Origin of the sequence: Hyphomonas sp. (genome assembly GCF_017792385.1) — a bacterium.
Lineage (GTDB): Bacteria > Pseudomonadota > Alphaproteobacteria > Caulobacterales > Hyphomonadaceae > Hyphomonas.
Genome location: NZ_CP051230.1, coordinates 3,194,472 through 3,218,920 on the forward strand (window position 1 = coordinate 3,194,472; position 24,449 = coordinate 3,218,920).

The window sequence follows — 24,449 nt, forward strand, 5'->3', positions numbered from 1 at the left end:
TGTATCCTTGTCGAATGTACTGAGTCAGCAGGCGACAAAAGCGAGTTGGGCCCTTTTTGAGGGCCTCTTCATCATCGCGGCTCTGGTCGCCGTGTTTGCCACTTTCATTGCAATTTCCGGGGTTGATCCGGACAATCCGACATCCGGCGCCACACCATGGCTGCTCGGCCTCAACTTTGTCGTGATCATCGTTCTCGCCACGATCGTCGCGCGCGAATACCTGTCGATCCAGTCAAACAGCGAGAGCGAGGGGCGCGGGCGTCTGGCCCGGCGTTTCGTCATGCTGTTCGGATTCTCCGCGCTTGTGCCGTCTGCCATTGTGGCCGTGTTCCTCGGCGCCGTCTTCACACAGGGCCTCGACAACTGGCTCGGGGAGCGGGTCGACTCCGTGATGGAAAAGAATGCCGAAATCTTCCGGAACTATGTGGACAATTTTGAAACCACATTTGACGTCGATGTCCGTCTGGCGGCGCTCGATGTGGAGAATTTCGCGCGCGAGGTGGATGCAAACCTGACCGATGCCGATGCCACGCGAAACCTGTCTCCCAGCGCATCCCAGGCATTTTCCGAAGGCCTCCGGTCCGAACTTGCGTTTCGTGATTTTCTGACCATCGCCATCCTGGGCGCCGACGGCGTTGAATTGGTTGCGCAGGAGAGCGTACAGGATCCGATCCTCCTGCCGCCGCCAGCCTCCGCGTTTGAGGAGGCGGACCGGGGAGAGATTGCGACCACGCTGTATGAGAATCGCGGCGTGGCGACCGCCCTGATCCACATCACCGAACCGCTCGACGGATACATTTACGCCGTGAAGAATTTCGATCGAAATGCTGCTGTTCGCTTGCGGGAGGCGGAAGCCGAGATAATTCAGTACAACAATGCCAAACGCCAGGGCGGGCGCCTGCAGACCATTTTTGCAATCGGCTATGCGCAGATTGCCGCTCTGGTCCTCCTTCTGGCGGGCCGTCTGGGTCTTGAGGCTGCAAGCCGGGTCACGGGTCCCATCGGCCGTTTGGCGCTCGCAGCCCATACGGTGCGCGATGGGGACCTGACGGTACGGGTTCCGGTAACAGGCGCAAAAGACGAAGTCTACGCACTGAGCCAGTCCTTCAATGCCATGACCGAGCAATTGTCGGAACAGCGCAACGCCCTGATCCGCGCCCGCGAAGTCGAGGAAGACCGTCGCCGTTTCGTCGAAACCCTGCTTGCTGAAGTCAGCGCCGGTGTCATTCGGATGGACGGCAACATGGTCGTGACGCTGGCAAACCGTTCAGCAGGGGATTTGCTTGGCATCGACGAGATCGTCGCGGGCGAGCGCCTGACTGATGTCTCGCCAGACTTTGTCCAGTACGCCCGGGACACGCTTCAGCAGGACTCGCCTGTGGACGCTTCCATCGACATCAACCGGAACGGGGCGATCCGGCACTTCCGCCTGAAAACCGCGCCGGACCCGGCGGGCGGATGCGTCCTGACATTCGATGACACGACCCGGCTCGTGAATGCGCAGCGTCAATTGGCGTGGCGGGACGTGGCGCGCCGGATTGCGCACGAGATCCGCAATCCGCTGACGCCCATCATGTTGTCTACCGAACGGCTACGCAGACGCTATGCCAGTGTCATTGATGACTCGGATGGCGTGTTTGACCGCTGCATCGAAACCATATTGCGGCAGGTCGGCGACATCGGTCGGATGGTCGAGGAGTTCTCGTCGTTCGCGCGCATGCCAAAGCCAAGCGCAAGCCAGTTCGACATGAAGGCCTTGCTGCAGGCCACGAGCTTTTCCCAGGCCATGGTCACACCGGATATCGAAGTGGAATTCGAGGCGGCAGCAGACAGCGTGACCTATGTGGGAGATGAGCGCCTGATCGGACAGGCCCTTGGAAACCTGCTGAAGAATGCCGCGGAAGCGATCGAAGGCATGCCGGAAGAAGCGGAAGTGCATGGCAGCATCCGCGTCGTTCTGACGGAAACCGACAAGGGCGTGGACATCTCCATCGAAGACAACGGCCCTGGTTTTCCGGAAGAGGTGAGAGATCGCCTGCTGGAACCCTACGTCACGACCCGCGAGAAGGGCACCGGACTCGGACTCGCGATCGTGAACCGCATCATTGCCGATCATGGCGGGTCCATTTCCCTCCAGAACCGGCTCGATGGCATGCGTGGAGCCAGGGTCCGGATCTGGCTGCCGCACAATTTGCTGCAGGTGGCCGAAACCCTGACCGCAGCTTCTGAAAATGAAACAACCGAACAGCCGGCGCCGGCCGGGATAGTGTAGTGTAGAGGAGCCTGTCACATGGCCTTGGACATTCTTGTTGTCGATGACGAACCCGATATCCGCGAACTGATTGCGGGTGTTCTGGGAGACGAGGGATATGACGCCCGGACGGCAGATACAGCCGAGCGGGCTCTGGAAGAGGTGCGAGCCCGCACACCGCGACTGGTTGTGCTGGACGTCTGGCTGCAGGGCAGCGGGATGGATGGCCTTTCCCTGCTCAAATACCTCAAATCCATCGATCCGCTCCTGCCCGTGATCGTGATCAGCGGGCACGGGAACATCGAGACGGCCGTCGCGGCCATCCGTCGGGGCGCCTATGATTTCATCGAGAAGCCGTTCAAGACAGACCGGCTTTTGCACATGGTGGAGCGGGCAATCGAATCTGCTGCGCTGAAATACGAGAATGCGGCGCTGAAAAACCGCGCCGGTGGCAATGAGCAATGGATCGGCGACAGCCACGCGGCCAGTGCCCTCAGATCCTCCATCGACAAGGTCGCGCCGACCAATTCGCGCGTGCTGATCACCGGGCCAGCCGGCGCCGGGAAGGAACTCGCCGCGCGTCTCATCCATCGCAACTCGCAACGGGAAAACGGCCCGTTCGTCGTGGTCAACGCAGCGACGATCGCGCCTGACCAGATGGAAAGCGCCCTGTTTGGCGAAGAAGACAGCGAAGGGCGCACCACACGGATCGGCCTGTTTGAGAAGGCGCACAATGGGACGCTTCTTCTGGATGAGGTGGCAGACATGCCGCTTGGCACCCAGAACAAGATCCTGAGAGTTCTGACAGAGCAGCGTTTCCAGCGTGTCGGCGGGCGTTCGGATGTCAGCGTCGATGTTCGGGTGATGTCAGCGACGACCAAGGACATACGACAGGAGATCGCCGCAGGCCGGTTTCGCGAAGACCTTTTCTACAGGCTGAGCGTGGTACCGCTTCGCGTTCCATCGCTTGCTGAACGGCGCGACGATATCAGCGACCTGGTGACCTATTTCACGAACCGTATCGCCGATTCCTCCGGCCTTACGCCGAGGACCTTCTCGGATGAGGCCATGGCGGTATTGCAGTCCATGGACTGGCCCGGGAACATCCGGCAATTGCGAAATGTGGTCGAACGTATCCTGATCCTGTCTCCTTCGGACGCGAGCCGGCCGGTCAGTGTTGACGAACTTCCTCGCGAAACCACCGGTTTGCCGGGCGATGGTGGCAATGCCGGATCGGCGGAGCTGGTGGGTCTGTCGCTGCGCGACGCCCGGGAGCAGTTCGAACGGGAGTATCTTGCGCTGCAGATAACCCGCTTCAACGGCAATATCTCCCGCACTGCGGAGTTCATCGGCATGGAGCGGTCGGCCTTGCATAGAAAATTAAAGGCTTTAGGCGTAAATTCGAATCTCACTCGTCAGGACGGTTGAGGCCGTCGAGAGGCTTAATCGATGCAAGTTCTGATATGCGGGGCGGGCCGTGTGGGTCACGGGATTGCCCGTCGCCTGGCACGCGAAAAACACGACATCACCATCATTGACGAGGATCCAGACCTGGTGGACCAGGTCTCGACCGACCTCGATGTGCGCGGCGTTACCGGTCATGCGGGTCATCCGGATGTCCTGAAGCGGGCAGGGGCTTCTGATTGCGAAATGATCATCGCGGTCACCCATTTTGACGAGATCAACATGGTGATCTGCCAGATCGCCCACACGCTTTTCTCTGTGCCCTACAAGATCGCCCGCGTCCGGGAGCAGTCCTATATCGACCCGGCCTGGAAGAACATTTTCTCGCGCGAGGGCTTGCCCATCGACATGGTGATCTCGCCAGAGGTCGAGGTTGGGGAAGCGATCCTGCAGCGCTTCCGCACGCCCGGCGCCGTGATGAGTGCGACTTTCGGCAAGGGCAAGATTCGCCTGCTCGGGATCGAGATCGATGACAGCAACCCTCTGCTCGATACGCCGGTGGACCAGATGCGCGGGCTGTTCCCGGACCTGTCTGCACGGATTGTCGGCATAGGACGCGGAGACTCTGTTCGCGCGCCGCGATCCACCGATGTATTGAAGCCGGGAGACCGGGCTTATGTTGCGGTGCTGGACACGCATGCCGAGCGCCTGACGTCCATTTTCAATCGGGATTCCGAACAGTCTGGCCATGTCGTCATCGTGGGCGGTGGCAATGTCGGCCTGTATGTCGCGACGACCCTCGAGCAGGAAGGCAAGAACCGGATCCGCTTGATCGAGCGGGATGTCGAACGCGCCAACAATGTCGTTTCCGAAGTGAAGCGGACCATCGTCATCCAGGGGGATGGCCTAAATCCCGATATTCTGGCCGAGGCCGGCGCGCCGAAAGCGGACTTCGTGGTCGCGATCACCAATGATGACAAGGCCAATCTCCTGATTTCCAATCTGGCCAAGCGCGCGGGTGCCAAACGCACGCTGGCGCTGGTGAATGCCACGGAACTGGCCGGGTTGGCGCGCGATTTGAGAGTGGATGCCGTTCTGGATCCGCGCGCCCTGACTGTATCGCAGATCCTGCTCCGGATGCGGCGTGGCCGAATTCTCGGCCTTCAGTCGATCGAAGACGGAAAGGCCGAAGTGGCCGAGGGAATCACGCTGGAGTCCTCGTCGCTGATCGGCAAGCCTCTTGGATATGACGATCTGCCGGAAGGCATGACGGCCGCGGCCGTGATCCGCGGCAACGAGGTTTTCATCGCCGGACCGGAAGTGACCGTTCAGGCCGAGGACCATCTGATCATCTTCTATCAGGAGGAAATGGTCCGAAAGGTCGAGAAATACTTCCGGGTCAGTCCGGATTTCTTCTAGGCCATGAATTACGCGTCCGTCGTCCGGGTCCTGGCCTTTCTGTTCCTCGTCGTCGTGATCACGGCTGTCCCGTCCGTCTTCATGTCGATTGCGGCAGGGGAATCCAGTCAGACGTTCGCGTTCGGCGCGATGATCCTCAGCATCATTGTGGTTTCCAGCAGCGTGTTGCTTCTGACCCCGAAGCCGAAACGAAAGGCACGCCCCTCAGATGCTTTGGGCACCGTGATCCTGTGGTGGTTCCTGACGCCCCTGGTCACCGGGATGCCATTCATACTCGGTGTCGAGAATACGAGCGTGATCAGCGCGATCCATGAGGCAACGGCCTGCCTGACGACAACAGGACAATCCGTCATTGCGGTTCACAACAATGAGTGGCCCATCAGCCTTGTCGTCTGGCGGGGCATGCTTCACCTGCTGGGTGGGCTTGCCACGATCACCACGGCGGCCAGCGTACTGGCCGCATTGAACCTCGGAGGGCCGGGGATTCACCGCACCGTGCTGTTCACCGTGCCTGAAACCAGCTTCTTCGATGCCGTGCCCCGCGTCGCGCGAATGGTGACGCTGCTCATGGTCGTTTCGCTCCTCGCCCTATTCTCCGCGCTTGTGTTCATGGGGGTGCCGGCAGAGCGGGCACTGGGTGATGCGGTCAGCGCCCTGACGACGGGGCTGGTGCACCCTCAGGGCATCATGCGCGCACCACTCGATACGGGACCGTCCATCATCCTTGGATTTGGGTTGCTGTTCGGGGCAATGGGGCTGGCCCTGTGGCTGCCTTTGCGGGATGGCAAGCCCATAAAGGCCATTACAGATCCCGAAGTAATGCTGTTTGTCGGGCTGCTGGTCGTGTTCATCGCCTTTGCCGTGGCCTCGGACCTGAATGTGACGGAAGGCCTCTCCTGGGCGCTCTCGGCGCTTTCAACGTCCGGGCTCTCCCTGTCTGACCCGGCAGATTATAACCGCATTCCCTTGCCGGTACTCGTGCTTCCGGCGCTGATCGGTGGGTCCGCTTTGTCGGCGGCCGGTGGCGTCAAGATCGCGCGTTTCATCGTGCTTGCGCGCCGCGCCGGTCAGGAATTCAGGCAGCTTGGCTACCGGCGCTCCATATTGGGGTTCAGGTTCCGGGACCGGGAACTGAACGAGCGCAGCGTGATTGGCGTGTGGGTCTATCTGATCGGCTATATTCTGGCGATATTCCTGACCATGGCGGCATTTTCCTTCATGGGGCAGGACTTCATTGCATCCATTCGGCTCTCGATCGGCAGTCTCACCAATTCGGCTGCGGTGCTTGGGAACCACCCCATGGACCTGCCGGACACTGCGCAGGCTTTGACCATTTTCACCATGATTTTAGGGCGTTTGGAGGTTCTGGCCCTGATTCCGGCCCTTTCCATCAGCTTTTGGAGGGGCTAACGGCTGTTGACACTTGCACTGCAGCTGTAATCCCGTTAGCGCGACACATAACAAGAACAGGCCAGATTGGATTTCCGTCATGTCCGCCGACAAAAAACAGAATTTGCAAGATACCTTCCTCAACGCTGTTCGCAAATCCAGAACCCCGCTGACCGTCTTTCTGGTCAATGGCGTCAAACTGCAGGGCGTGGTGACCTGGTTCGACAATTTCTGCGTATTGCTGCGCGGTGATGGCCGTCCGCCGCAGCTTGTGTACAAGCATGCCATCTCGACGATTGCCCCCAGCGCGCCGGTGCAATTGTTCGACGAGGAAATGGATGCGGAATAGGTTCCTTTGACCGACCGGATGATTGATCGCACGCCGGTGCCAGAGGTGGCCGGCGTGATAATACCCTGGTTCACACCCGCCAATCGACCGACTGAAGACCGCCTGCAGGAAACCGCCGGCCTCGTGGAGGCCTTGGGCTGTGACCTGGCCTTTTTGCGCGCCGAACATGTGCGCAAGGTGAACTCGTCCGTTCTTCTGTCGGGAGGCATTCTCGACCGGCTGGCGGAGGATCTGCGCGCCAACAGCTGTACCATGGCCGTGATTGACGGGGATCTGACGCCCGTCCAGCAGCGCAATCTTGAACGCGCGCTGGAAGTGAAAGTCATCGACCGGACCGGTCTGATCCTCGAAATCTTCGGCCTGCGGGCCCGCACCAAGGAGGGGCGGCTGCAGGTGGAACTGGCGCGGCTGCTGTATGAGCGCTCGCGCCTCGTGCGTACCTGGACGCACCTTGAGCGGCAGCGCGGGGGAGGCGGCTTCCTGTCAGGGCCGGGCGAGAGCCAGCTGGAAGCGGACCGGCGCATGCTGGACGACAAGATCCTGCGCCTGCGCAGGGATCTGGACGATGTGAAGCGCACCCGCGCAGTCCAGCGGGCCGGGCGCAGACGCAGCGGCAAACCGGTGATCGCGCTGGTGGGCTACACCAATGCCGGCAAGTCGACCCTGTTCAATACATTGTCCGGCGCGGATGTCTTTGCGCGGGACATGCCCTTTGCAACGCTGGACCCGACCATACGCCGCTTCGACCTGCCGACACTGGGCGAGGCCGCGCTGATCGACACGGTGGGCTTCATCACCGATCTGCCAACGCATCTGGTGAACAGTTTCCAGGCCACGCTGGAAGAGGCGATGCAGGCAGATTTGCTGGTACATGTGCGTGACCGGTCGAGCCCTGCGGATCTCGATCAGGCTGAAGATGTGATGATCGTGCTGGAACAGCTGGAAGAACAGACAGGATTGCCGCTGCCACCGATGATCGAAGCCTGGAACAAGGCGGACCGGCTTCCGGCAGAACGGGCCGAGGCATTGGCCTATGCGGCGCGCAGCAGCGAGGAGACGCCTGCGGTTCTGGTGTCTGCGCTGACGGGAGCCGGGCTGGACGAACTGGTCGAGCTGATCGAGGCAATGCTCCTGAAGGGCGCCAGCGAGATTGCGCTGCAGCTGGGCGCCCAGGACGGACGGGCCCGTGCATGGCTGCACCGCAACGGTGAAGTGCTCTCTGAGCAGACTCAGGAAGATGGCGCAGTGATTGTCACGGCGCGGCTGACGCATGACCGTCTGGGGCAATTCTATTCCGAATTTCCGGAGTTCAGACCGTCCTAGGCGGGGTCAATCCGTTTCATCCAGTTTCACTCGTTGCCACAGCGCTTCCTGGGCATTGATGTCCAGTGCCGCGAAATCCCGGTTTTCGGACCGTGCCAGAATTTCCATGGCGCGGAACCGGCGTTCGAATTTCGCATTGGCGCGACGCAGGGCCTGTTCCGGGTCCACGCTCAGGCGCCGGCTGAGATTGGCGGCAACGAAGAGCAGGTCCCCCAATTCATCTTCGATCCGGTCCGGATCTCCGCTTGAGATGGCGTCGCGGACTTCATCGGTCTCTTCCTGAAGCTTGTCAAAGATCGGAGCGGGATCAGTCCAGTCGAATCCCACGCGTGCGGCACGCTTCTGGAGTTTTTCTGCGCGCAGAAGGGCAGGCAGGGCGAGGGCGACGCCGTCCAGCGCACTCTCTTCTGCCCCGTGTTGGCCCTTGGCGGCGCGTTCTTCCGCCTTGATCACTTCCCAGGCCACGACTTGCTGGTCGGCTGTGCGCGTGTCGGCGGCGCCGAAAACGTGGGGATGCCGACGCACCATCTTCGAATTGATCGCTTCGATGACGTCGGCAATCTGGAATGTGCCCGCCTCCTTCGCCATCTGGCTATGAAACACGACCTGAAACAACAGGTCGCCAAGTTCTTCCTTCAACTCGGCCATGTCATCGCGCTGGATGGCGTCAGCCACTTCATAGGCTTCTTCGATCGTATAGGGAGCGATGGTCGAGAAATCCTGGGCGACATCCCACGCGCAGCCGGTCTCGGGATCTCGCAACCGGGCCATGATGTCGATCAGGCGGTCCATGGCCTCTGCGGCAGCACTCTTCGAGTCGGCATTCTGTGTCATGTCGCCTGCCTATCGTGACTCCGGCCGGAAAGCGACCGGTTGATTGACAAGCGTGGCAACTCACGCGACGGGGATGTATGCAGGAATGGCGACTAGTCCGTTGTGAAAAGCCCCAAAGATGACGCCAGATCCTATTCTGATTTGCGTGATGCTTTCACCCGATGGTGCCCTTGTCTGGGGTTTCGACCAGCACGGCGAGACGGACGGCGGACGCGTACTCCCTATGGATCGCCCGTCATCGAGACAGGAGCTTGCCAGCGCCGTGACAGGCGCAGTGCAGGCTTCAGCAGCATATGGCAAGGGGAGCTGCCCGATCCTGGTAGCTGGCGCACCCGGCGACGCAGCAAGCCGGGTTCAGGTGCCGGTCCGGCTGGAGCAGGTCGCGCAGAAACTCCAGACATTCGGCAATGTTCATTTCCTGCCCAATCTCAGCCAGACGGCACCATCTGACCTGTCGGATGGGGCCGAGGTGTCGCTGTTTGGAATCGACGAGTCGGAGGGACTTGTCTGTGTGCCTGGTGCGCTGACGCGCCATTTTGAGCTTGTGGCTGGCAGGCTGGTCGCATTCACGACTGAAATGACATCCGAATTGCAGGCGGCCTGTATGGTTACGCTGGAGCAGCATCGTCAGGAGGAGGCGGATCAGTCCTTTGCAGAAGCCGTGTTCATGGAATGGGCCGAGCGGTCACTCGATACCGACAACGCCGTGTCGTCCTTTGCGGTTCATGCGGCTCTGGAACTGGGCCAACTTGCCGCGGAACATAGAGCGTGTGCGCTCTCCGGCCTGTTGATCGGCGCCGAGATTGCGGCGCACTACGATCCGGGCGATGATGTGATCCTGGTGGCAGACGGCGATCTTGCGGAACGCTATGGACTGGTCCTTGATGTTCTGGGCGCGGATGTCGTGGAGTATTCGGCGAAGGAATGCCAGGCAGACGGCATGTGGGAATTGGCCGAACTCGCCGGCCTGCTGAGCGCGTAGCGGAGGGAGCTGCATGTCGAGACCAACCGGGGAGGCTCCAACACCATGTTCCTGACGCCGGAATGTGTCGCGCCAACCGGGTGCATCCTCGGGGAGGGTCCCTTGTGGAGCCCGAGCGAGGGCTTTCTGTGGTGGGTCGACATCAAGCGCGCGAAGCTGCATCGCTACAATCCACGGACCGGCAATACGAGACGATATGACCTGCCGATCCGGGCCAGCACGCTGGCGCTTTATGATGGCCGGATCCTGATGGCCGGGGACCGCGAGATCGGCGTTTATGACCCGGCAACCGAGGCGTATGATCGTCTTGTGGCACTGACCGATGAACCGGCCGGCAACCGAACCAATGATGGCGGTGTTGCGCCGGACGGAAGCCTCTGGTTCGGCACGATGGATGATGCCGGCAAGGAGCCATCCGGAAACTATTACCGATATTCCAGCGATTCCGGGCTGGAGCCGTTGCGCCTGCCGTCAGTCCTGATCACGAACACCTTCCAGTTCTCGCCGGACGGGACGGTGTTCTACACATGCGATTCGGCAGAGCAGGAAATCCTGTCGTTCGACTGTGAGTGCCCGACCGGAAAAGTGACCGGCCGCAAGGTGTTTGCGAACACATTCGACCTCGGCGGATTTCCGGACGGGTCCGCGATCGATTCGGAGGGGTGCCTGTGGACATGTCTCTGGGATGCGTCCCGTGTGGTCCGGTTCACGCCGGATGGAGAGGTGGACCGCGTCATCCTTCTTGCGGCCCCGCGCCCGACCAGTCTTGCCTTTGGCGAAGATGACCTGAAAACGTTGTTCATCACGACGGCGCGCGCCGGGCTGACATTCCCGCAGCTTGATTCGCGTCCGCTGTCGGGAAGCCTGTTTTCGATCCGCGTGGATGTGGCCGGACTGCCGCCACGGGAATTCGGGCGTTCGGCATGATCCGGGAAAATCCCTTGCAAGCCTGCAGAAAGCCCCCACCTAGCCTTGATTGAACGGGCAGTGTACTTAACCGTGGACGTGGCGGCGCAAAACCGCTAACTCCCCGCTTTTCAAGAGAGAGTCGGAATGGCCGATAAGGTGAAAAAGAAACGCGTAGGACCCATCACGTTCTTTCGGCAGGTTCGTGCCGAAGGGAACAAGGTGACGTGGACGTCCCGGCAGGAGACCATCCAGGCCACGATCTTTGTCGTGATCCTGTCGATCCTGATCGCGCTTTACCTCTTCGCAGGCGACTTCGTCATCAATATGGTCGTCAAGGCCATCACGGGCCTCTGAGACACGACTGGCCCGTCAACATTCTACTAGGGAGCGCGAAGGCCTCATGGCTGAAGCCAAATGGTACATTGTCCACGCTTATTCCAACTTCGAGAAGAAGGTCGCGTCGACCATTCTCGAACAGGCCGAGCGCAAGGGACTGGCACACCTGATCGAAGACATGCAGGTGCCGACCGAGGAAGTGGTTGAAGTCGCACGCGGAAAGAAGAAGACCGTCGAGCGCCGCTACTTCCCGGGCTATGTCCTGATGAAGGCGGTCATGACCGATGACGTGTACCACCTGGTGAAGGACACGCCGAAAGTGTCCGGCTTCCTGGGCGCCGAAGGCGGCAAGAAACCGCTGCCGGTGCGCCAACGCGAGGTCGACCGCATTCTGGGCACGTCCGCTGATTCGGCCGCAGAACGTCCGCGTCCGCAAATCTCCTTCGAGATCGGTGAACAGGTCCAGGTCAATGATGGTCCGTTCCAGGGCTTTGAAGGTTCTGTCGAGGAAATCGACGAAGAGAATGGCCGCCTGAAGGTGACCGTCTCCATTTTTGGCCGTGGAACACCGGTCGATCTCGAGTTCGAACAGGTCGCCAAGGTCTGAACTCGGGAGCGCATTGCCCGAAGCGCAGTTGCGTGTCCGGGTTTTGCTTGAATCCTTGGGAATTGGGCGGTATTTGCCGCTCATCGTGCCGCCTTAGCTCAGTCGGTTAGAGCGCTAGATTGTGGATCTAGAGGTCCCCCGTTCGAACCGGGGAGGCGGTACCATCACCCCTGTCTCACAGGGTTTCTGACCCCTGAAAACATTGGTGATATTCTTTCCGTGAAAGTTTGACCAAACCGCAACAACCTGTTGCAATTCCGCCGCGGTGAGCAAAAATGCCGCCATTGATCTGAGTCGGTCGGCTAATAGGGGCTCGCCGTATCAGGGAAATATGTTTATTCAGGAACCATACGGCGATTTGCCCGTATGAACCTGCGGCCGAGGACAATCCCGTCATTCGGCACACAAAAGGGGATTGAGTATGAAGAAAACTCTGATGTGCGCGACAGCCGCGGCCGCATTTGCGTCTGCTGGCTTTGTCGCACATGCTGAGGACGGGTGGTATGCCCGCGCCGACGCAACTTTCGGATTTGATGGCAAGCTTGACCACGATCCGGCCGACCAGGACGTGATCGGCACGATGGGCAGCGAGTCCGATCCCGACGACATGATCGGTTTCGACCTCGGCCTCGGTTACGGCTTCGACAACGGTTTCCGGATCGAAGGTGTCGGCGCTTATGGCGACGCCGAGCTGAGCGTTCCGGCTGCTTCCTATAACGGCGCACCGGTCGGCGCGGTTCCGGGTGCTTCCGGCAACCTGCAGACCATGGAACTGATGTTCAATGGTATCTATGATTTCAACCGTGACGGCGCCCTCCAGCCCTATGTCGGCCTGGGTGTTGGTGTCCTGCGCGCGAATGCCAAGGCAAACAACCTCGTCTACACGAATGGCACGGACATTTCCGCTGCCAACGGGTTTGCTGACAGCGACACGGGCTTTGCTTATCAGGGCCTGCTCGGCCTCGGCTACAAGGTGTCCGAGAAGCTGACGCTGGACCTCGGCTACCGCTACAAGGTTGCTGAAGACCTCGAGTTCGGTGGCGCGCATGGCGGCACGAACTACGACGCAGACTACACGGCGCACCTAGCCACGGTCGGCATGCGGTTCAACTTCGGCGCAACGCCGCCGCCTCCGCCGCCCCCGCCGCCGCCTCCGCCGCCGCCTCCGCCGCCTCCGCCTCCGCCGCCACCTCCGCCTCCGCCGCCGCCGCCTCCGACGACGACCACGGACGCTCCGGAAGTGGTGTGCTCCAGCCTCAACCAGGAATTCGTGGTCTACTTCGAGTGGGATCGCGCTGACCTGACCAGCCAGGCTGCTGCTGTGATCGATCAGGCCGTGGCCAACATCAACGGCGAAGCCGGTTGTGCCCCGAACACTGTTTCGATTGCCGGTCACACCGATACGTCGGGTGCAAGCGCCTACAACCAGCGCCTGTCCCAGCGTCGTGCGAACGTCGTGGCGAACGCCCTGGCTGCTCGCGGCATCGAGCCGTCGATCATCACCGAGGAAGCCAAGGGTGAAACCGATCTGGCAAAAGCAACCCGCGACGGTGTTCGCGAGCCGCTGAACCGCCGTTCGGAAGTCGTGATCACTGTTCAGTAATCACTGACGACACGCTCAAGAGACGGCCCGGCAATTTGCCGGGCCGTTTTTGTTTGTCCCCGTGTTGATCGGACTTGCCCGCTCTAGTTTCCTGTGAAACCAAGAGCCTATGGATACATTGACGACACTGAGCCGGGACGACGAGGCCGCTCGCGAGCGCCTCCACAGCGCCAGCCCCGAGATGATCGCACGCACCAGCGCCTGGTCGGACATCAATACCGGCAGCTGGAACACCGAGGGCTTGCGCCGGTTCGCCCCGGTGCTGGCCGATGCGTTCTCGGACCTTCAGGCGGACATCGACCTGATCGAAACCGGCGGGTTCGAAGCAGTCTCTGCCTCGGGCGAGACGGAGGTCCAGACGACCGGCCCCGTCATTGAGGTCACCGGACGCCCGAATGCGGATGTGCAGATCATCATGTCCGGCCACTATGACACGGTGTTTCCGCCCGGCACGTTTGAAGGGGTCAGGGACCTGGGTGATGGTCGGCTGAACGGGCCTGGCATGGCCGACATGAAAGGCGGCCTGTGCGTCATGCTTGAGGCGCTCAAGGCCTTTGAGGCGGGGCCGTTGCGCGACCGGCTGGGGTATCGGATTGTCCTGACCCCGGACGAGGAAATCGGAAACTTTGCCAGCGCGGAATATCTGACGCGCGCCGCGAAGTCCGGTGCAATGATCGGCATGACCTACGAGCCGGCCATGGAAACCGGCGCGATGTCAGGCGGCCGCAAGGGATCTGCCGTATTCGATATCGTCCTGCACGGAAAGGCAGCGCATGCTGGACGCGCCAAGGAAGAGGGACGGAGCGCCATTGAGGCGGCTGCAGAACTGGTGCTGGGACTGGAAGCCCTGAATGGTCAGCGCGATGGGGTGACCCTGAATGTCGGCTCGATCGATGGCGGCTCAGCCGTCAACATTGTGCCCGACCTGGCAATTGTGAGATTTGGCGCGCGGGCACCGGATTCCGACAGCGCGGACTGGGCAACGCGCGAAGTGCGTACCCTGTTTGAGCGGGCCATCGCGCGCGACGGGATCAGCGGCCATCTGCATGGCGGTTTCTACCGGCCGCCCAAGCCGCGCAACGCAGCGCAGCAGGCGCTGTTCGATGCCGTTCATGCGACCGGGCAGGCCATCGGGCTCGATCTCGAATTCGTGGACACGGGCGGTGTGTGCGAAGGCAACAACATCTTTGCGGCCGGTGTGCCGAATGTCGACACGCTGGGCGTTCGCGGTGGCCGCATTCACTCCAATGAGGAGTATGTGGTGACGGAGAGTTTTGCCGAACGCGCAACCCTGTCGGCCCTGTTGCTGAACCGTTTGGCGGATGGGCGACTGGACGCCCGGCGCATCAAGAGCTTGATGGGAGGCTGAGCCGTGACGTCGCCCTATGTCATGCGGCCATCCCGGCTTGATGACCTGCCGGCCTTGATGGAACTGGCCGATCTGTCCGGTCCGGGTTTTACGAGCTTGCCGGTCGACGAGCCGATCCTGAAGGAACGCCTCGACAAGTCGGACCGCGCATTCAACGGGCGGCTCGAAAAGATCGAGTACGGCAAATACCTCCTGATGATGGAGGATGCGCGCACCGGGGAAGTGGTCGGTTGCTCCGCCGTGAAGGCCGGTACGGGCATCGATCAGCCTTTCTTCAATTACCGGATCATCACGCTGTCCCAATCCAGTCATGCGGCCGGGAACATGCGGTTCGACATGGATGCACTGGTCCTGACCAATGAATATGTGGGGTATACGGAAGTCGGGACATTGTTCCTGAAAGCAAACCATCGCGGCGGCGGTGCGGGCCGGCTTGCGGCGCAATCACGTTATCTGCTGATGGCGACGGATCCGGCGCGGTTCGGCGACAAGGTGCTGGCTGAGCTGCGCGGCGTGATCGATGCGAACGGCATCTCGCCCTTCTGGGAATGCCTGGGGCGGCACTTCTTCCGAATGGATTTTGACGAGGCCGACCGCTTGTCTGCCACGACAGACAATCAGTTCATCTGCGACCTGATGCCGAAATACCCGGTCTATGTGGACCTGTTGCCTCCCGAAGCGCGGGAAGTCATCGGCCGATGCCATTCGGAAGGTGTCGGCGCCTACAAATTGCTGCAATGGGAAGGGTTTGAATTCGACCGCACGGTCGACATTTTCGATGGCGGCCCGCTGGTTGCCGTGCAGCGGCGGCATTTGCGCACGATCCGGGAAAGCCGCGTGGTGACGCTGAACCTGGCGGAAGGCGGTCTGGACGCGACTGCCCGGCAGGGGCTGGTCTCCACCGACAGGCTGCCCGACTTCCGGGTGTCGCAGGCCGTGGTGAAGCTGACCGGAGAAGAGGCGGCCGTGACCACGCAGGATGTGTTCGACAAGTTGAAGATCCGTCCGGGAGACCGGTGCAGAATATGGCTCAGGAGCAAATCATGATGGATGCCGTATGGATTGACGGAACCTGGCAGGGCGGCAATGGCCCGGTACAGAAGAACCTTTGTCCGGCAACGGGCGAAATCGTCTGGGAGGGTGCCAGCGCTGATGCGGGCGATGTGGCGCGTGCGGTGGAGAGTGCGCGGCGGGCCTATGCCGGCTGGTCGCGGACCCCGCAAAGCGAGCGAACCGCCATTCTCGAGGCCTATGCCGAGGAGATCGGCAAGCGCAGCGACCGGATCGCCGAAGTGATCAGCCGCGACATGGGCAAGGCGCTCTGGGAATCCCGGGCCGAGGCGGCAACCATGAAAGCGAAAGTGGCGGTGTCTGTGCAGGCACAGGTAGAGCGCGCCGGGGCGAAAGCCATGGAAGCCGCGTTCGGATCCATGCACCTGACGCATCGGGCGCATGGCGTCATGGCCGTCTACGGACCGTTCAATTTTCCGGGCCATTTGCCGAACGGCCATATCGTGCCGGCACTGCTGGCGGGGAACAGCTGTGTGTTCAAGCCGTCCGAACTGGCGCCGGGCGTCGCCGCCATCATGGCGGAGGCCTTCGAAGCCGCCGGCCTGCCGCCGGGTGTGCTGAACATTGTGCAGGGTGGCCGGGAGACGGGCGGCGCATTGCTGAACGAGGACATCAACGGCCTGCTGTTCACCGGTTCTGCACATACGGGCGTCTTCTTTCACAAGCATTTCGCCGGACGGCCGGATGTGATCCTGGCGCTGGAGATGGGCGGCAACAATCCGCTGATCATCTGGGATCCGGCTGATGTGGACGCCGCAGCAGACATTGCGGCGCAATCGGCCTTCCTGACGACCGGGCAGAGATGCTCCTGTGCCAGAAGAGTCATCCTGCCCGAGGGCAAGTTCGGCGATCAGGTGGTCGAAGCCATCGTGGCGCGCGCCAAGGGACTGAAAATCGGGGCCTGGGATGAGGACGGCATCTTCATGGGGCCGCTCGTGTCCGAGCAGGCAGCCGCCAATGCCACCGAGTTTCAGGCCATGCTGTCCAGGAAGGGCGGCAAGAGTTTGCGCCGGCTGAAACGGATGGACCGGGGCGGCGGGTTCGTCACGGCGGGTGTGATCGACGTGACCGATGCGAATGACATTCCGGACGAGGAATTGTTCGGGCCGTTGATGCAGGTGATCCGGGTGAAGGATTTCGATGCCGCGCTCACCCGCGCGAGTGCGACCCGGTACGGTCTTTCCGGAGGACTGATCAGCGATGACGACATGTTGTGGATCCGCGCCCATTCGGAAATGCGGGCCGGTATCCTGAACCGCAACCGGCCAACGGCTGGCGCGAGCGGCGCGATGCCATTCGGCGGCCCGGGCCTGTCAGGGAATTTCCGGCCCGGCGCGTATTATGCCGCAGATTACTGTGCGTGGCCCCAGGCGAGCCAGGTGTCTCCCACAGCCGCCCGCATGTCGGCTCAGGGATTTCCGGAATAGGGGCACGGATCGGCGATGAGCGAAGCGCATGAAGTGAATTTTGATGGTCTGATCGGGCCCAGCCACAATTATGGCGGTCTGTCTGACGGCAATCTGGCGAGCGCGGCAAATGCGGGCGATGTGGCCAATCCGAGGGAAGCCGCCCTTCAGGGGCTGGAAAAGATGCGGATGCTGGTTCGCCACGGACTGGTACAAGGCGTTTTGCCGCCGCTGCCGCGACCGAATCTCGACCTGCTTGTCTCGGCAGGTTTCCACGGAACCGACGCGCAGATCATCGAACAGGCAGCGCGCACGGCGCCGAGATTGCTGAAGGCGGCATATTCCGCATCAAGCATGTGGACCGCAAATGCGGCAACGGTTTCGCCGTCGGCCGATACGCGGGACGGACGGCTGCATCTGACCACGGCCAACCTGTCCACAATGCTGCACCGGTCACAGGAACATCCGGACACGACCGCCAGTCTTGTGTCCATCTTTGCCGATGATGAGAGATTTGCCGTGCGTGGGGCGCTTCCGATGCATCCGGACTTTTCCGACGAGGGTGCCGCCAATCATGTTCGACTGTGCGCGTCGCACGGTGCAGCGGGTGTGGAATTGTTCGTCTACGGCCGGGACGCGGGAGAAAGCATGGCGGGATTTCCTGCCCGGCAGACCCGCCTGGCCAGCGAATCCGTTGCGCGCGCGCACGGCCTGGACCCGGCACGCAGCGTTTTCATCCGCCAGTCCCGCGCGGCAATCGATGCCGGCGCGTTTCACAATGACGTCGTGTCGGTTGGCGCGCTCGATACTCTGTTTTTCCATGAACTGGCGTTCGAGGATTCGGAAGCGGCTTTGTCAGATATTCGGTCGGCAGCCGAAGGCCTATTCGACTTCAAGCCCGTCATGGTGCCGGCGGACGAGGTTCCGATAGAGGATGCCATCCGCGCCTATCTGTTCAATTCGCAGCTGTTGAAACTGCCGGGGGAGGACCGCCTCGTGCTCGTTGCCCCGACAGAGACAGAGGAAACGGACTCCACCCGGGCCTATTGTGAACGGCTGGTGTCAAGCAATGGTCCCATCGGCAAAGTGATCTATGCGGATGTACGCCAGTCCATGCGAAACGGGGGCGGACCGGCCTGTCTCAGATTGCGAGTCGTAATGACAGATGACGAAATCGATGCGTGCCACCAAGGCGTTTTGCTGGACGAGGACACCATCGACGATTTGCAGGAAGTCGTGCGCAAGACATATCGTGACAGGCTGGAAGCGCCGGATCTCGCCGATCCGGAATTCGCAAATGAATGCCGCACGGCGCGCGAAGCGCTGCTCGAAGTTCTTGATCTGCAGGGACTGGCCTGATGATCCGGCTGTACGAATACTGGCGGTCTTCCGCGTCCTATCGCCTGCGCATCGCGCTGTACCTGAAAGGGGCGGAGTTCGAGACCGTCCAGGTCAACATCGCGCCAGGACAGGATGAGCAGTTCAGCGACGCGTTCCGGTCGACCAACCCGCAAATGCGCGTTCCGGCTATTGAAGTGGACGGGCATGTGGTCGGGCAGTCGATGGCGATTCTGGAGTGGATCGATGAGACCCTGCCGGGGCCGTCCCTGTTGCCAGAGGATGCATTGCTGCGTCTGGAGGCGCGTGCGTTCGCGGACACGATTGCCTGCGATGTGCACCCACTGAACAATCTCTCTGTGCTGAAGATGTTGCGAACGGAATTTGGCGCGGACGATGCTGCGGTCAAGGCCTGGTATCATGACTGGATCCGGCGCGGGTTTGATGCGCTGGAGCTTGTAGCAGCAAAGCGGAATGCGTCCGGCTTCCTGTTCGGCGCAACGCCGACGCTGGCAGAGATCGCGTTGGTCCCGCAGATCTACAATGCACAGCGGTTCGAGATGGACCTGTCACCATACCCGGCCCTGATGGCCGTAAATGCGCACTGCCTGGCGCAGGCGGCGTTCAAGGCGGCCATGCCCGTCAATCCGGCCGGCTAGTCTTCGTCACTTTCCCGGCTCTCGTCCGTATCGCCCGGACGCCGGATATCGACAATCTCGACCTCTTCGAAGTCGCCGAGTGGTTCGGCCATCTTTCCGACATTGGCTTCCAGCCATTCTGGAAAACCGGAGACGAGGTCACCACCTGGCGTCCCTTCGCTGGTCAGAACCAGAACACCTTTCTCGCGCTGCGCCGGCACCACCATCTGGCAGCTTTCCGCCTCATTCAGCCGGTCGCTGCAATATGACAGCGTGCCGTCCGCTGCAGCGTCCTTGGGGGCTTCGTGCAATGGCGGAATACCGTCGCGTGTGTCCGAAATCGACAGGAAACCGCCAAAGCGCTCTCTCAGGGATGCATCCTGTTCGAGGCGTGCGAGGATGGATTCGGGGATCGGCCGGTCATGCGCGATGATAAGGGCGCGACCGCGATTGTCGCGACGCAGATAGGTTTCGAATGCGCGCGTGACGTCGTCACTGACGGCATTGGCACGATAAAGCGGTGCGTAGACTTCCCCCGCGGATTCCAGCGATGCCTTGAAGGCCTGCGCCTGACGACGACCGCGCAATTCGCGCTTCTGCAGGCCGGCTTGCGTTGTACCTCGCAGGGCCGAATCCTCGCTGATCAGGAACACATCAACACCCCAGCCCCCACTCCAGACCGGTTCCGGATCCTCGACGGGAAGGGCCGACCAGCTTGAATCTTCATTGTATTTCATGGGGTCGAGTTCAAGCTGTGGGCGGGGCGAAATGAATGTGTTCCAGACCCATGGACCTGCGCCGATAGCGAGCACAGCCGCAATGACGATCAACACGGTGAGACGTTTCATCTGGACTTCCTGATTTGAATATCGGTCCGCGCGGGGCGGCTCAGTCTGGGTTCAGGCCTGAATAGCCGGGCTGGTCGATAGACAACTGGTCAATTGTGGTGGTTTTGAGGTGTGACAGCAGCCCCGGCGAGGACAGGTCCAGTTCCCCCTTGCGAAGCTTCTCGCAAAGATCGCGATTCAGACGGTCGACCGGCGCTGTATCATCGGCGTTCAGCAGCGCCACAAGCCGCTGGCGTTCGGCCGATTCGGCGGCGGGGCGATGTTCGAGTTCCCTCAGCACCGTGGCCAGGACATTCGAGGCGACGCGTGCATGGAAGGCCGCGTGGCCCTTCAGGGAGGGCAGCGCGGTCTGGTCGATGAAGGATTTCACGGCGGCAATCATTTCCGACTGGGATGGCGCGTCATGCATGGGTCAGGCTTTCTGTTCGAGCAGGTTCAGCAGGTCGATCTCGGTTTCCGACACCCGCCGCCCGATGGCAGCACGCTCTACGCTGGGGTCGGCGCCGGAGCGGAAAGATTCGTACATGATCATGCACATGATCCCCCATTTGAGGCTGCCGAGTATCTCCCACCAGTCGATTTCGCGGGTGGTGAATTCCTGTCCGCCCGCCGAATGGTAGGCCGCGAGCAGGTCCGGAAGCTGGCCGAAGCCTCCAACGCGATTCCCGGCATATCCGAACCGCCAGGAATTGACGCACAGCCACGCAATATCCTCGCGCGGGTCACCCAGATGGGCAAGTTCCCAGTCAAGCACAGCGGCGAGGCCATCGGCATCCACGATGAGGTTCCCGATGCGGTAATCCCCATGCACAAGGACCTTCGGAACGGGGGCGGGCGTGTTGGATTTCAGCCAGGCCATGGCGAGTTCGAAGACCGGGCGCGGCAGGTCGAAACTCCGATAGATGGTCTCGTATTTCTCGAGCTGATCAAGCCCGCCGCTGTCGGGAAGGTCCGGCAATGTGTCGAGCGGAATCGCGTGTATTGCCGCCAATGCCTGGCCGCACTGCGCCGTCAGCCGTGACCGGGCTGTCTGAAATTCGTCATCCCTGAGGATCTTCCGGGCGATCGTCTGGCCGGGGATCCGGTTCATCAGGAAGGCTTCCCCGACTTCGCTGCCGGGATCGAAAACCTGAACCACGCGGGGGGCAGGGACCGATCCGGCCGCGCCTTCAAGCAGCTTGGCTTCGGTCGCGAGCCCCAAGGCTTCGGAATTGCGGGTCGTGGCGACGCCACCGGGAACACGCCTCAGGATCAGCTCCTCGGCCGCTCCATCATGCGTGACATCAACACTCCATGTCTCTTGACTGGCTCCGCCGGACAGGCGAACGAGCTGCGAAACGGTCGCGTCGCCGCCGTAAAATTGCCCAGCCCATGCCTGTAAACTCTTTAGAATCTCGTCATGACTACCCATGTCATCACAATCGCGCGGAACACTGATCAGGCCAAGGCGTAACCTTGAGGAAGCCTGCCCCGGGGGCTGAAGGAAAGAATAAATGTCGAAGACCGAGAAAACCGATCAACCCGATTACGGTTTGCTCCCTCCTCACAAGCCGCGCCGCCTCAGCTTTTTCGGATGGCTGAGAGGGCGGTTCTTTGCCGGCATGGTGATTGCCCTGCCGGTGGTGGTCACCTTTCTGATCCTGCAATTCCTGATCAACGAGATCGACAAGCGGGTTGTCCCGTTGCTGCCGGCCGCGCTGAAGCCTGAGACATATCTGAATTATGCGGTGCCGGGCTTCGGCCTGATCGTGCTGGTGGTGTTCCTGACGGTTCTGGGTGCGATTGCGACAAACCTGATCGGACGTTCGGTCATCGGTCTGGCCGACCGCATCCTCAGCCGACTGCCCTTCGTGCGATCGGTCTATTCGGCGTTCAAGCAACTGGTTGATGTGTTCGCGAGCAGCAATACCGAACAGTTCAGCGAATGCGTGCTGATCGAGTATCCCAAGAAGGGCACATGGTGCCTCGGATTCCTCTCGAGCCCGGCAAAGGGGGAAGTGCGCAGCGTGCTCGGGCCTGCCTTTATCGGTGTGTTCGTGCCGACCACGCCGAACCCCACATCCGGCTTTCTCATGTATGTTGAGTCGAGCGAAGTTGTCAGACTGGACATGACGGTCGAGGAAGGCGCGAAGATGATCCTGTCTGCCGGACTCGTTGTGCCGGAACATTTGCCGATAAAGGAAGATGCCAACACGTCCGACACGGTCGACGGAGACGCTACTCCACCGGCGCAGTCTGCATCCGGGGCGTAAGCAATTCCCGCACGAGACGCAGGGCCTGGCCGCGATCGCTTTGCAGCTCGGGATCGCGCGTGACGAGCGCTCCTGCGTCTTTCAACGCGATATCCAGCAGATCGGCATGACGGGCGAGATCCAGCACGCGGTAATCCGTGGCGCCAGCCTGTTTCAGACCAAGCATGTCTCCCGGGCCTCTCAGCTTGAAATCCGCCTCCGCGATCTCGAAACCGTCTTCGGTCCGCCGCAACGTGTCCAGTCGCTCTCGGGCCGTTTCCCCGAGTGGCGGCCGATAGAGCAGGAGACAATAGGAAGGGCGGTCGCCGCGGCCGACGCGCCCGCGCAATTGGTGCAGCTGGGCGAGCCCGAAGCCTTCGGCGCGTTCGATCACCATGATGGTCGCTTCCGGGACATCCACGCCCACTTCGATGACAGTGGTGGCGACCAGCAGTTTGGTGCGGCCACTGCGGAAATCCTCGAGGGCTGAATCCTTGTCAGCCGGCTTCATGCGCCCGTGGACGAGACCGACAGGCACACCCAACTGTTCGCTTAAAGCCGCATGGCGGCCCACGGCGGTCGAATCGTCATCATCCACATCGACCTTCGGGCACACCCAAAAGGCTCGCTCACCGCGCCGAATGGCCCGCCCGACAGCGCCGACGACTTCATCGAGGCGCGTGTCCGGCAGCGCGCGTGTTTCCACCGGCACACGGCCAGCCGGCTTTTCATCAAGTATGGAGACGTCGAGGTCACCATGTACGGCCTGGGCGAGCGTGCGCGGGATGGGGGTCGCGCTCATCACGAGCATGTGCGGGCTGAGGGCCTTGCCCGCCAGCCGCATGCGGTCTGCGACGCCGAACCTGTGTTGTTCGTCAACGATGACCAGGCCGAGATTGCGGAAGGTCACGGCCTGCTGGAACAATGCCTGCGTGCCCGATACGACATGGATCGTACCGTCGGCCAGACCCATCAGGATGCTTTCGCGGACGGTCGCCTTGTCCCGCCCGGTCAGCGCCGCCACCGTGTAGCCGAGGGGCGAGAGCAGCGTGTCCATGGTCTCGAATTGCTGGCGCGCAAGCACTTCGGTAGGTGACATGAACGCGGTCTGGAAGCCGGCGCTGGCGGCCTGCACGGCAGCCATGGCGCTGACCAGCGTCTTGCCTGCACCAACATCACCCTGCAGCATGCGGCGCATGGGCGACGTGGAGGCCATGTCCTCCGATATCTGGCGGAAGGCCCGGCTTTGCGCCCCCGTGGGCGTGTAGGGCAGGCTTTTCAAAAGGGCGGCATGCGCGTCGGCGTGGACCGGCACCGATGGCGACGACCTTCGGGCCCGGCTGGCACGCGCAAGCGCGAAGGCAGATTCCCGGGCCAGGGCTTCGTCATAGGCGAGACGATCTCGTGCGCGCTCAAACGCGTCTGGATCATATTCGACGGGCGCATGCAGGCCCGTGAGGGCCGCCTTGAAGTCCGGCCAGTTGCGGGTGTCCACAAGCGCCGGGTCGACCCATTCCGGCAAGTCGGCATCCACCCGGTCCAGTGCCTGTACCGCAAAGCCATGCACGCGCTTGTTCGTCAGGCCGGCGGTCAGGCCGTAGATCGGTTCAACAACCGGCGGCAGCGCGCCCCTGGCCGGATCGACGATATAGTCCGGATGGGTCATCTGGCGCTCGCCATTGAACTCTTCCACCATGCCCGAGACCACACGCTCCTTTCCGAGCGGGAACTGCCCCTGCAGCCAGCGTCCATCTGCGCGGAAAAAGGCGAGGGTCAGAAATCCTGTGCCGTCATAGAGGACGATCTTGTGCGGAGACTTCTCGGAATAGGGCGCGTGATAGGCATGGACCTCACCCCGCAGCGTTGCCACTTCGCCCAGAATGGCATCGTCAATGCTCGCCTTGACCCTGCGGTCCACCCAGCGCTCCGGCAGGTGCAGAAGCAAGTCCCAGACACTGTCCCCGCCAACTAAGCGTTCGAGCACCGGCTTCAGCTTCGGGCCAACGCCCGAGAGGCTGTCCAGACTTTCAAACAAGGGAAAGAGTCGTTCGTCCCGCATGGGCGCCAGACTAGGCGCCGGAGACGGGGTGCACAATCGCCGCTGTATATTCCGGCTGCGCGATCTATATGGGGAACCAGACC

At 61.5% G+C, this 24,449-nt stretch carries 22 protein-coding genes and 1 tRNA gene; 18 read left to right on the forward strand and 5 right to left on the reverse strand.

Annotated features, from left to right (window positions below):
* The first annotated feature begins 7 nt into the window (after window positions 1–7).
* The 6 genes from HF955_RS15445 to hflX all read left to right on the forward strand — a co-directional run bounded on the left by HF955_RS15445 (window position 8) and on the right by hflX (window position 8,135).
* On the forward strand, window positions 8–2,272 hold the full coding sequence (locus tag HF955_RS15445; protein WP_291076369.1) for an ATP-binding protein: 2,265 nt from the start codon (window positions 8–10) through the stop codon (window positions 2,270–2,272).
* Between the two features lie 18 nt (window positions 2,273–2,290).
* On the forward strand, window positions 2,291–3,679 hold the full coding sequence (locus tag HF955_RS15450) for a sigma-54 dependent transcriptional regulator (protein ID WP_291076371.1): 1,389 nt from the start codon (window positions 2,291–2,293) through the stop codon (window positions 3,677–3,679).
* 21 nt (window positions 3,680–3,700) lie between these two features.
* A complete protein-coding gene (gene trkA, locus HF955_RS15455; RefSeq protein ID WP_291076373.1) occupies window positions 3,701–5,074 on the forward strand; it encodes a Trk system potassium transporter TrkA in 1,374 nt (457 codons plus the stop codon).
* A gap of 3 nt (window positions 5,075–5,077) precedes the next feature.
* Window positions 5,078–6,484 (forward strand): potassium transporter TrkG, encoded by a 1,407-nt coding sequence (locus HF955_RS15460; RefSeq protein ID WP_291076375.1) that lies wholly within the window; start codon window positions 5,078–5,080, stop codon window positions 6,482–6,484.
* Between the two features lie 79 nt (window positions 6,485–6,563).
* Complete coding sequence (gene hfq / locus HF955_RS15465) at window positions 6,564–6,812, forward strand: RNA chaperone Hfq (RefSeq protein ID WP_027837493.1); 249 nt, start codon at window positions 6,564–6,566, stop codon at window positions 6,810–6,812.
* A 6-nt stretch (window positions 6,813–6,818) separates the two neighbouring features.
* Window positions 6,819–8,135, forward strand: a complete 1,317-nt coding sequence (gene hflX, locus HF955_RS15470; RefSeq protein WP_291076378.1) for a GTPase HflX — start codon at window positions 6,819–6,821, stop codon at window positions 8,133–8,135.
* 6 nt (window positions 8,136–8,141) lie between these two features.
* Here the strand turns inward: hflX and mazG are convergent, their stop codons facing one another.
* Complete coding sequence (gene mazG, locus HF955_RS15475; RefSeq protein ID WP_291076380.1) at window positions 8,142–8,969, reverse strand: nucleoside triphosphate pyrophosphohydrolase; 828 nt, start codon at window positions 8,967–8,969, stop codon at window positions 8,142–8,144.
* Window positions 8,970–9,117: 148 nt separating this feature from the next.
* Here mazG and HF955_RS15480 point away from each other — a divergent pair, with 148 nt between their 5' ends.
* From HF955_RS15480 to maiA, 11 genes are all read left to right on the forward strand, one after another.
* The gene (locus HF955_RS15480; protein ID WP_291076383.1) at window positions 9,118–9,951 is read left to right on the forward strand and encodes a 2-dehydro-3-deoxygalactonokinase; all 834 of its coding nucleotides are present in this window, start codon (window positions 9,118–9,120) and stop codon (window positions 9,949–9,951) included.
* Between the two features lie 45 nt (window positions 9,952–9,996).
* On the forward strand, window positions 9,997–10,878 hold the full coding sequence (locus tag HF955_RS15485) for an SMP-30/gluconolactonase/LRE family protein (RefSeq protein WP_291076385.1): 882 nt from the start codon (window positions 9,997–9,999) through the stop codon (window positions 10,876–10,878).
* A 126-nt stretch (window positions 10,879–11,004) separates the two neighbouring features.
* Window positions 11,005–11,214, forward strand: coding sequence for a preprotein translocase subunit SecE (gene secE, locus HF955_RS15490; RefSeq protein ID WP_027837488.1), 210 nt, complete (start codon window positions 11,005–11,007; stop codon window positions 11,212–11,214).
* A gap of 46 nt (window positions 11,215–11,260) precedes the next feature.
* On the forward strand, window positions 11,261–11,803 hold the full coding sequence (gene nusG / locus HF955_RS15495) for a transcription termination/antitermination protein NusG (protein ID WP_027837487.1): 543 nt from the start codon (window positions 11,261–11,263) through the stop codon (window positions 11,801–11,803).
* 87 nt (window positions 11,804–11,890) lie between these two features.
* A tRNA-His gene (locus HF955_RS15500) sits at window positions 11,891–11,967 on the forward strand.
* 257 nt (window positions 11,968–12,224) lie between these two features.
* Entirely contained in the window at window positions 12,225–13,406 is a 1,182-nt protein-coding gene (locus HF955_RS15505) for an OmpA family protein (RefSeq protein ID WP_291076388.1), read from the forward strand.
* A 109-nt stretch (window positions 13,407–13,515) separates the two neighbouring features.
* On the forward strand, window positions 13,516–14,775 hold the full coding sequence (locus HF955_RS15510) for a hydrolase (protein ID WP_291076390.1): 1,260 nt from the start codon (window positions 13,516–13,518) through the stop codon (window positions 14,773–14,775).
* A gap of 3 nt (window positions 14,776–14,778) precedes the next feature.
* On the forward strand, window positions 14,779–15,822 hold the full coding sequence (locus HF955_RS15515) for an arginine N-succinyltransferase (RefSeq protein ID WP_291076392.1): 1,044 nt from the start codon (window positions 14,779–14,781) through the stop codon (window positions 15,820–15,822).
* The gene (astD, locus tag HF955_RS15520) at window positions 15,819–17,273 is read left to right on the forward strand and encodes a succinylglutamate-semialdehyde dehydrogenase (protein WP_291076394.1); all 1,455 of its coding nucleotides are present in this window, start codon (window positions 15,819–15,821) and stop codon (window positions 17,271–17,273) included. The genes HF955_RS15515 and astD overlap by 4 nt, the downstream gene beginning before the upstream one ends.
* A 15-nt stretch (window positions 17,274–17,288) precedes the next feature.
* Entirely contained in the window at window positions 17,289–18,611 is a 1,323-nt protein-coding gene (locus HF955_RS15525) for an N-succinylarginine dihydrolase (protein ID WP_291076396.1), read from the forward strand.
* Entirely contained in the window at window positions 18,611–19,249 is a 639-nt protein-coding gene (gene maiA, locus HF955_RS15530; RefSeq protein WP_291076398.1) for a maleylacetoacetate isomerase, read from the forward strand. Before HF955_RS15525 ends, maiA begins: the two co-directional genes overlap by 1 nt.
* Here the strand turns inward: maiA and HF955_RS15535 are convergent.
* Genes HF955_RS15535 through HF955_RS15545 form a run of 3 tightly spaced genes read right to left on the reverse strand, consistent with a single transcriptional unit; the run spans window position 19,246 to window position 21,487 of the window.
* Complete coding sequence (locus HF955_RS15535) at window positions 19,246–20,076, reverse strand: hypothetical protein (RefSeq protein ID WP_291076400.1); 831 nt, start codon at window positions 20,074–20,076, stop codon at window positions 19,246–19,248. The two genes, maiA and HF955_RS15535, sit on opposite strands and share 4 nt — an antisense overlap.
* Window positions 20,077–20,116: 40 nt before the next feature.
* A complete protein-coding gene (locus tag HF955_RS15540) occupies window positions 20,117–20,485 on the reverse strand; it encodes a DUF6285 domain-containing protein (RefSeq protein WP_291076402.1) in 369 nt (122 codons plus the stop codon).
* Between the two features lie 3 nt (window positions 20,486–20,488).
* The gene (locus HF955_RS15545; protein ID WP_291076404.1) at window positions 20,489–21,487 is read right to left on the reverse strand and encodes a phosphotransferase family protein; all 999 of its coding nucleotides are present in this window, start codon (window positions 21,485–21,487) and stop codon (window positions 20,489–20,491) included.
* Window positions 21,488–21,569: 82 nt separating this feature from the next.
* Between HF955_RS15545 and HF955_RS15550 the strand changes: the two genes are divergently transcribed.
* The gene (locus HF955_RS15550; protein ID WP_291076406.1) at window positions 21,570–22,328 is read left to right on the forward strand and encodes a DUF502 domain-containing protein; all 759 of its coding nucleotides are present in this window, start codon (window positions 21,570–21,572) and stop codon (window positions 22,326–22,328) included.
* Here the strand turns inward: HF955_RS15550 and recG are convergent.
* The gene (recG, locus tag HF955_RS15555) at window positions 22,294–24,366 is read right to left on the reverse strand and encodes an ATP-dependent DNA helicase RecG (protein ID WP_291076408.1); all 2,073 of its coding nucleotides are present in this window, start codon (window positions 24,364–24,366) and stop codon (window positions 22,294–22,296) included. The genes HF955_RS15550 and recG overlap by 35 nt on opposite strands.
* Window positions 24,367–24,449: the final 83 nt, after the last annotated feature.

Bases quoted from the DNA above. Each gene is read 5' to 3' on its own strand.
- HF955_RS15505 (WP_291076388.1), top strand. From the start codon at position 12,225: ATGAAGAAAACTCTGATGTGCGCGACAGCCGCGGCCGCATTTGCGTCT.
- HF955_RS15485 (WP_291076385.1), top strand. From the start codon at position 9,997: ATGTTCCTGACGCCGGAATGTGTCGCGCCAACCGGGTGCATCCTCGGG.
- trkA (WP_291076373.1), top strand. From the start codon at position 3,701: ATGCAAGTTCTGATATGCGGGGCGGGCCGTGTGGGTCACGGGATTGCC.
- astD (WP_291076394.1), top strand. From the start codon at position 15,819: ATGATGGATGCCGTATGGATTGACGGAACCTGGCAGGGCGGCAATGGC.
- HF955_RS15540 (WP_291076402.1), bottom strand. From the start codon at position 20,485: ATGCATGACGCGCCATCCCAGTCGGAAATGATTGCCGCCGTGAAATCC.
- HF955_RS15525 (WP_291076396.1), top strand. From the start codon at position 17,289: ATGAGCGAAGCGCATGAAGTGAATTTTGATGGTCTGATCGGGCCCAGC.
- maiA (WP_291076398.1), top strand. From the start codon at position 18,611: ATGATCCGGCTGTACGAATACTGGCGGTCTTCCGCGTCCTATCGCCTG.
- HF955_RS15550 (WP_291076406.1), top strand. From the start codon at position 21,570: ATGTCGAAGACCGAGAAAACCGATCAACCCGATTACGGTTTGCTCCCT.
- HF955_RS15450 (WP_291076371.1), top strand. From the start codon at position 2,291: ATGGCCTTGGACATTCTTGTTGTCGATGACGAACCCGATATCCGCGAA.
- HF955_RS15545 (WP_291076404.1), bottom strand. From the start codon at position 21,487: ATGGGTAGTCATGACGAGATTCTAAAGAGTTTACAGGCATGGGCTGGG.
- HF955_RS15535 (WP_291076400.1), bottom strand. From the start codon at position 20,076: ATGAAACGTCTCACCGTGTTGATCGTCATTGCGGCTGTGCTCGCTATC.
- hfq (WP_027837493.1), top strand. From the start codon at position 6,564: ATGTCCGCCGACAAAAAACAGAATTTGCAAGATACCTTCCTCAACGCT.
- HF955_RS15460 (WP_291076375.1), top strand. From the start codon at position 5,078: ATGAATTACGCGTCCGTCGTCCGGGTCCTGGCCTTTCTGTTCCTCGTC.
- HF955_RS15510 (WP_291076390.1), top strand. From the start codon at position 13,516: ATGGATACATTGACGACACTGAGCCGGGACGACGAGGCCGCTCGCGAG.
- recG (WP_291076408.1), bottom strand. From the start codon at position 24,366: ATGCGGGACGAACGACTCTTTCCCTTGTTTGAAAGTCTGGACAGCCTC.
- HF955_RS15480 (WP_291076383.1), top strand. From the start codon at position 9,118: ATGCTTTCACCCGATGGTGCCCTTGTCTGGGGTTTCGACCAGCACGGC.
- mazG (WP_291076380.1), bottom strand. From the start codon at position 8,969: ATGACACAGAATGCCGACTCGAAGAGTGCTGCCGCAGAGGCCATGGAC.
- nusG (WP_027837487.1), top strand. From the start codon at position 11,261: ATGGCTGAAGCCAAATGGTACATTGTCCACGCTTATTCCAACTTCGAG.
- secE (WP_027837488.1), top strand. From the start codon at position 11,005: ATGGCCGATAAGGTGAAAAAGAAACGCGTAGGACCCATCACGTTCTTT.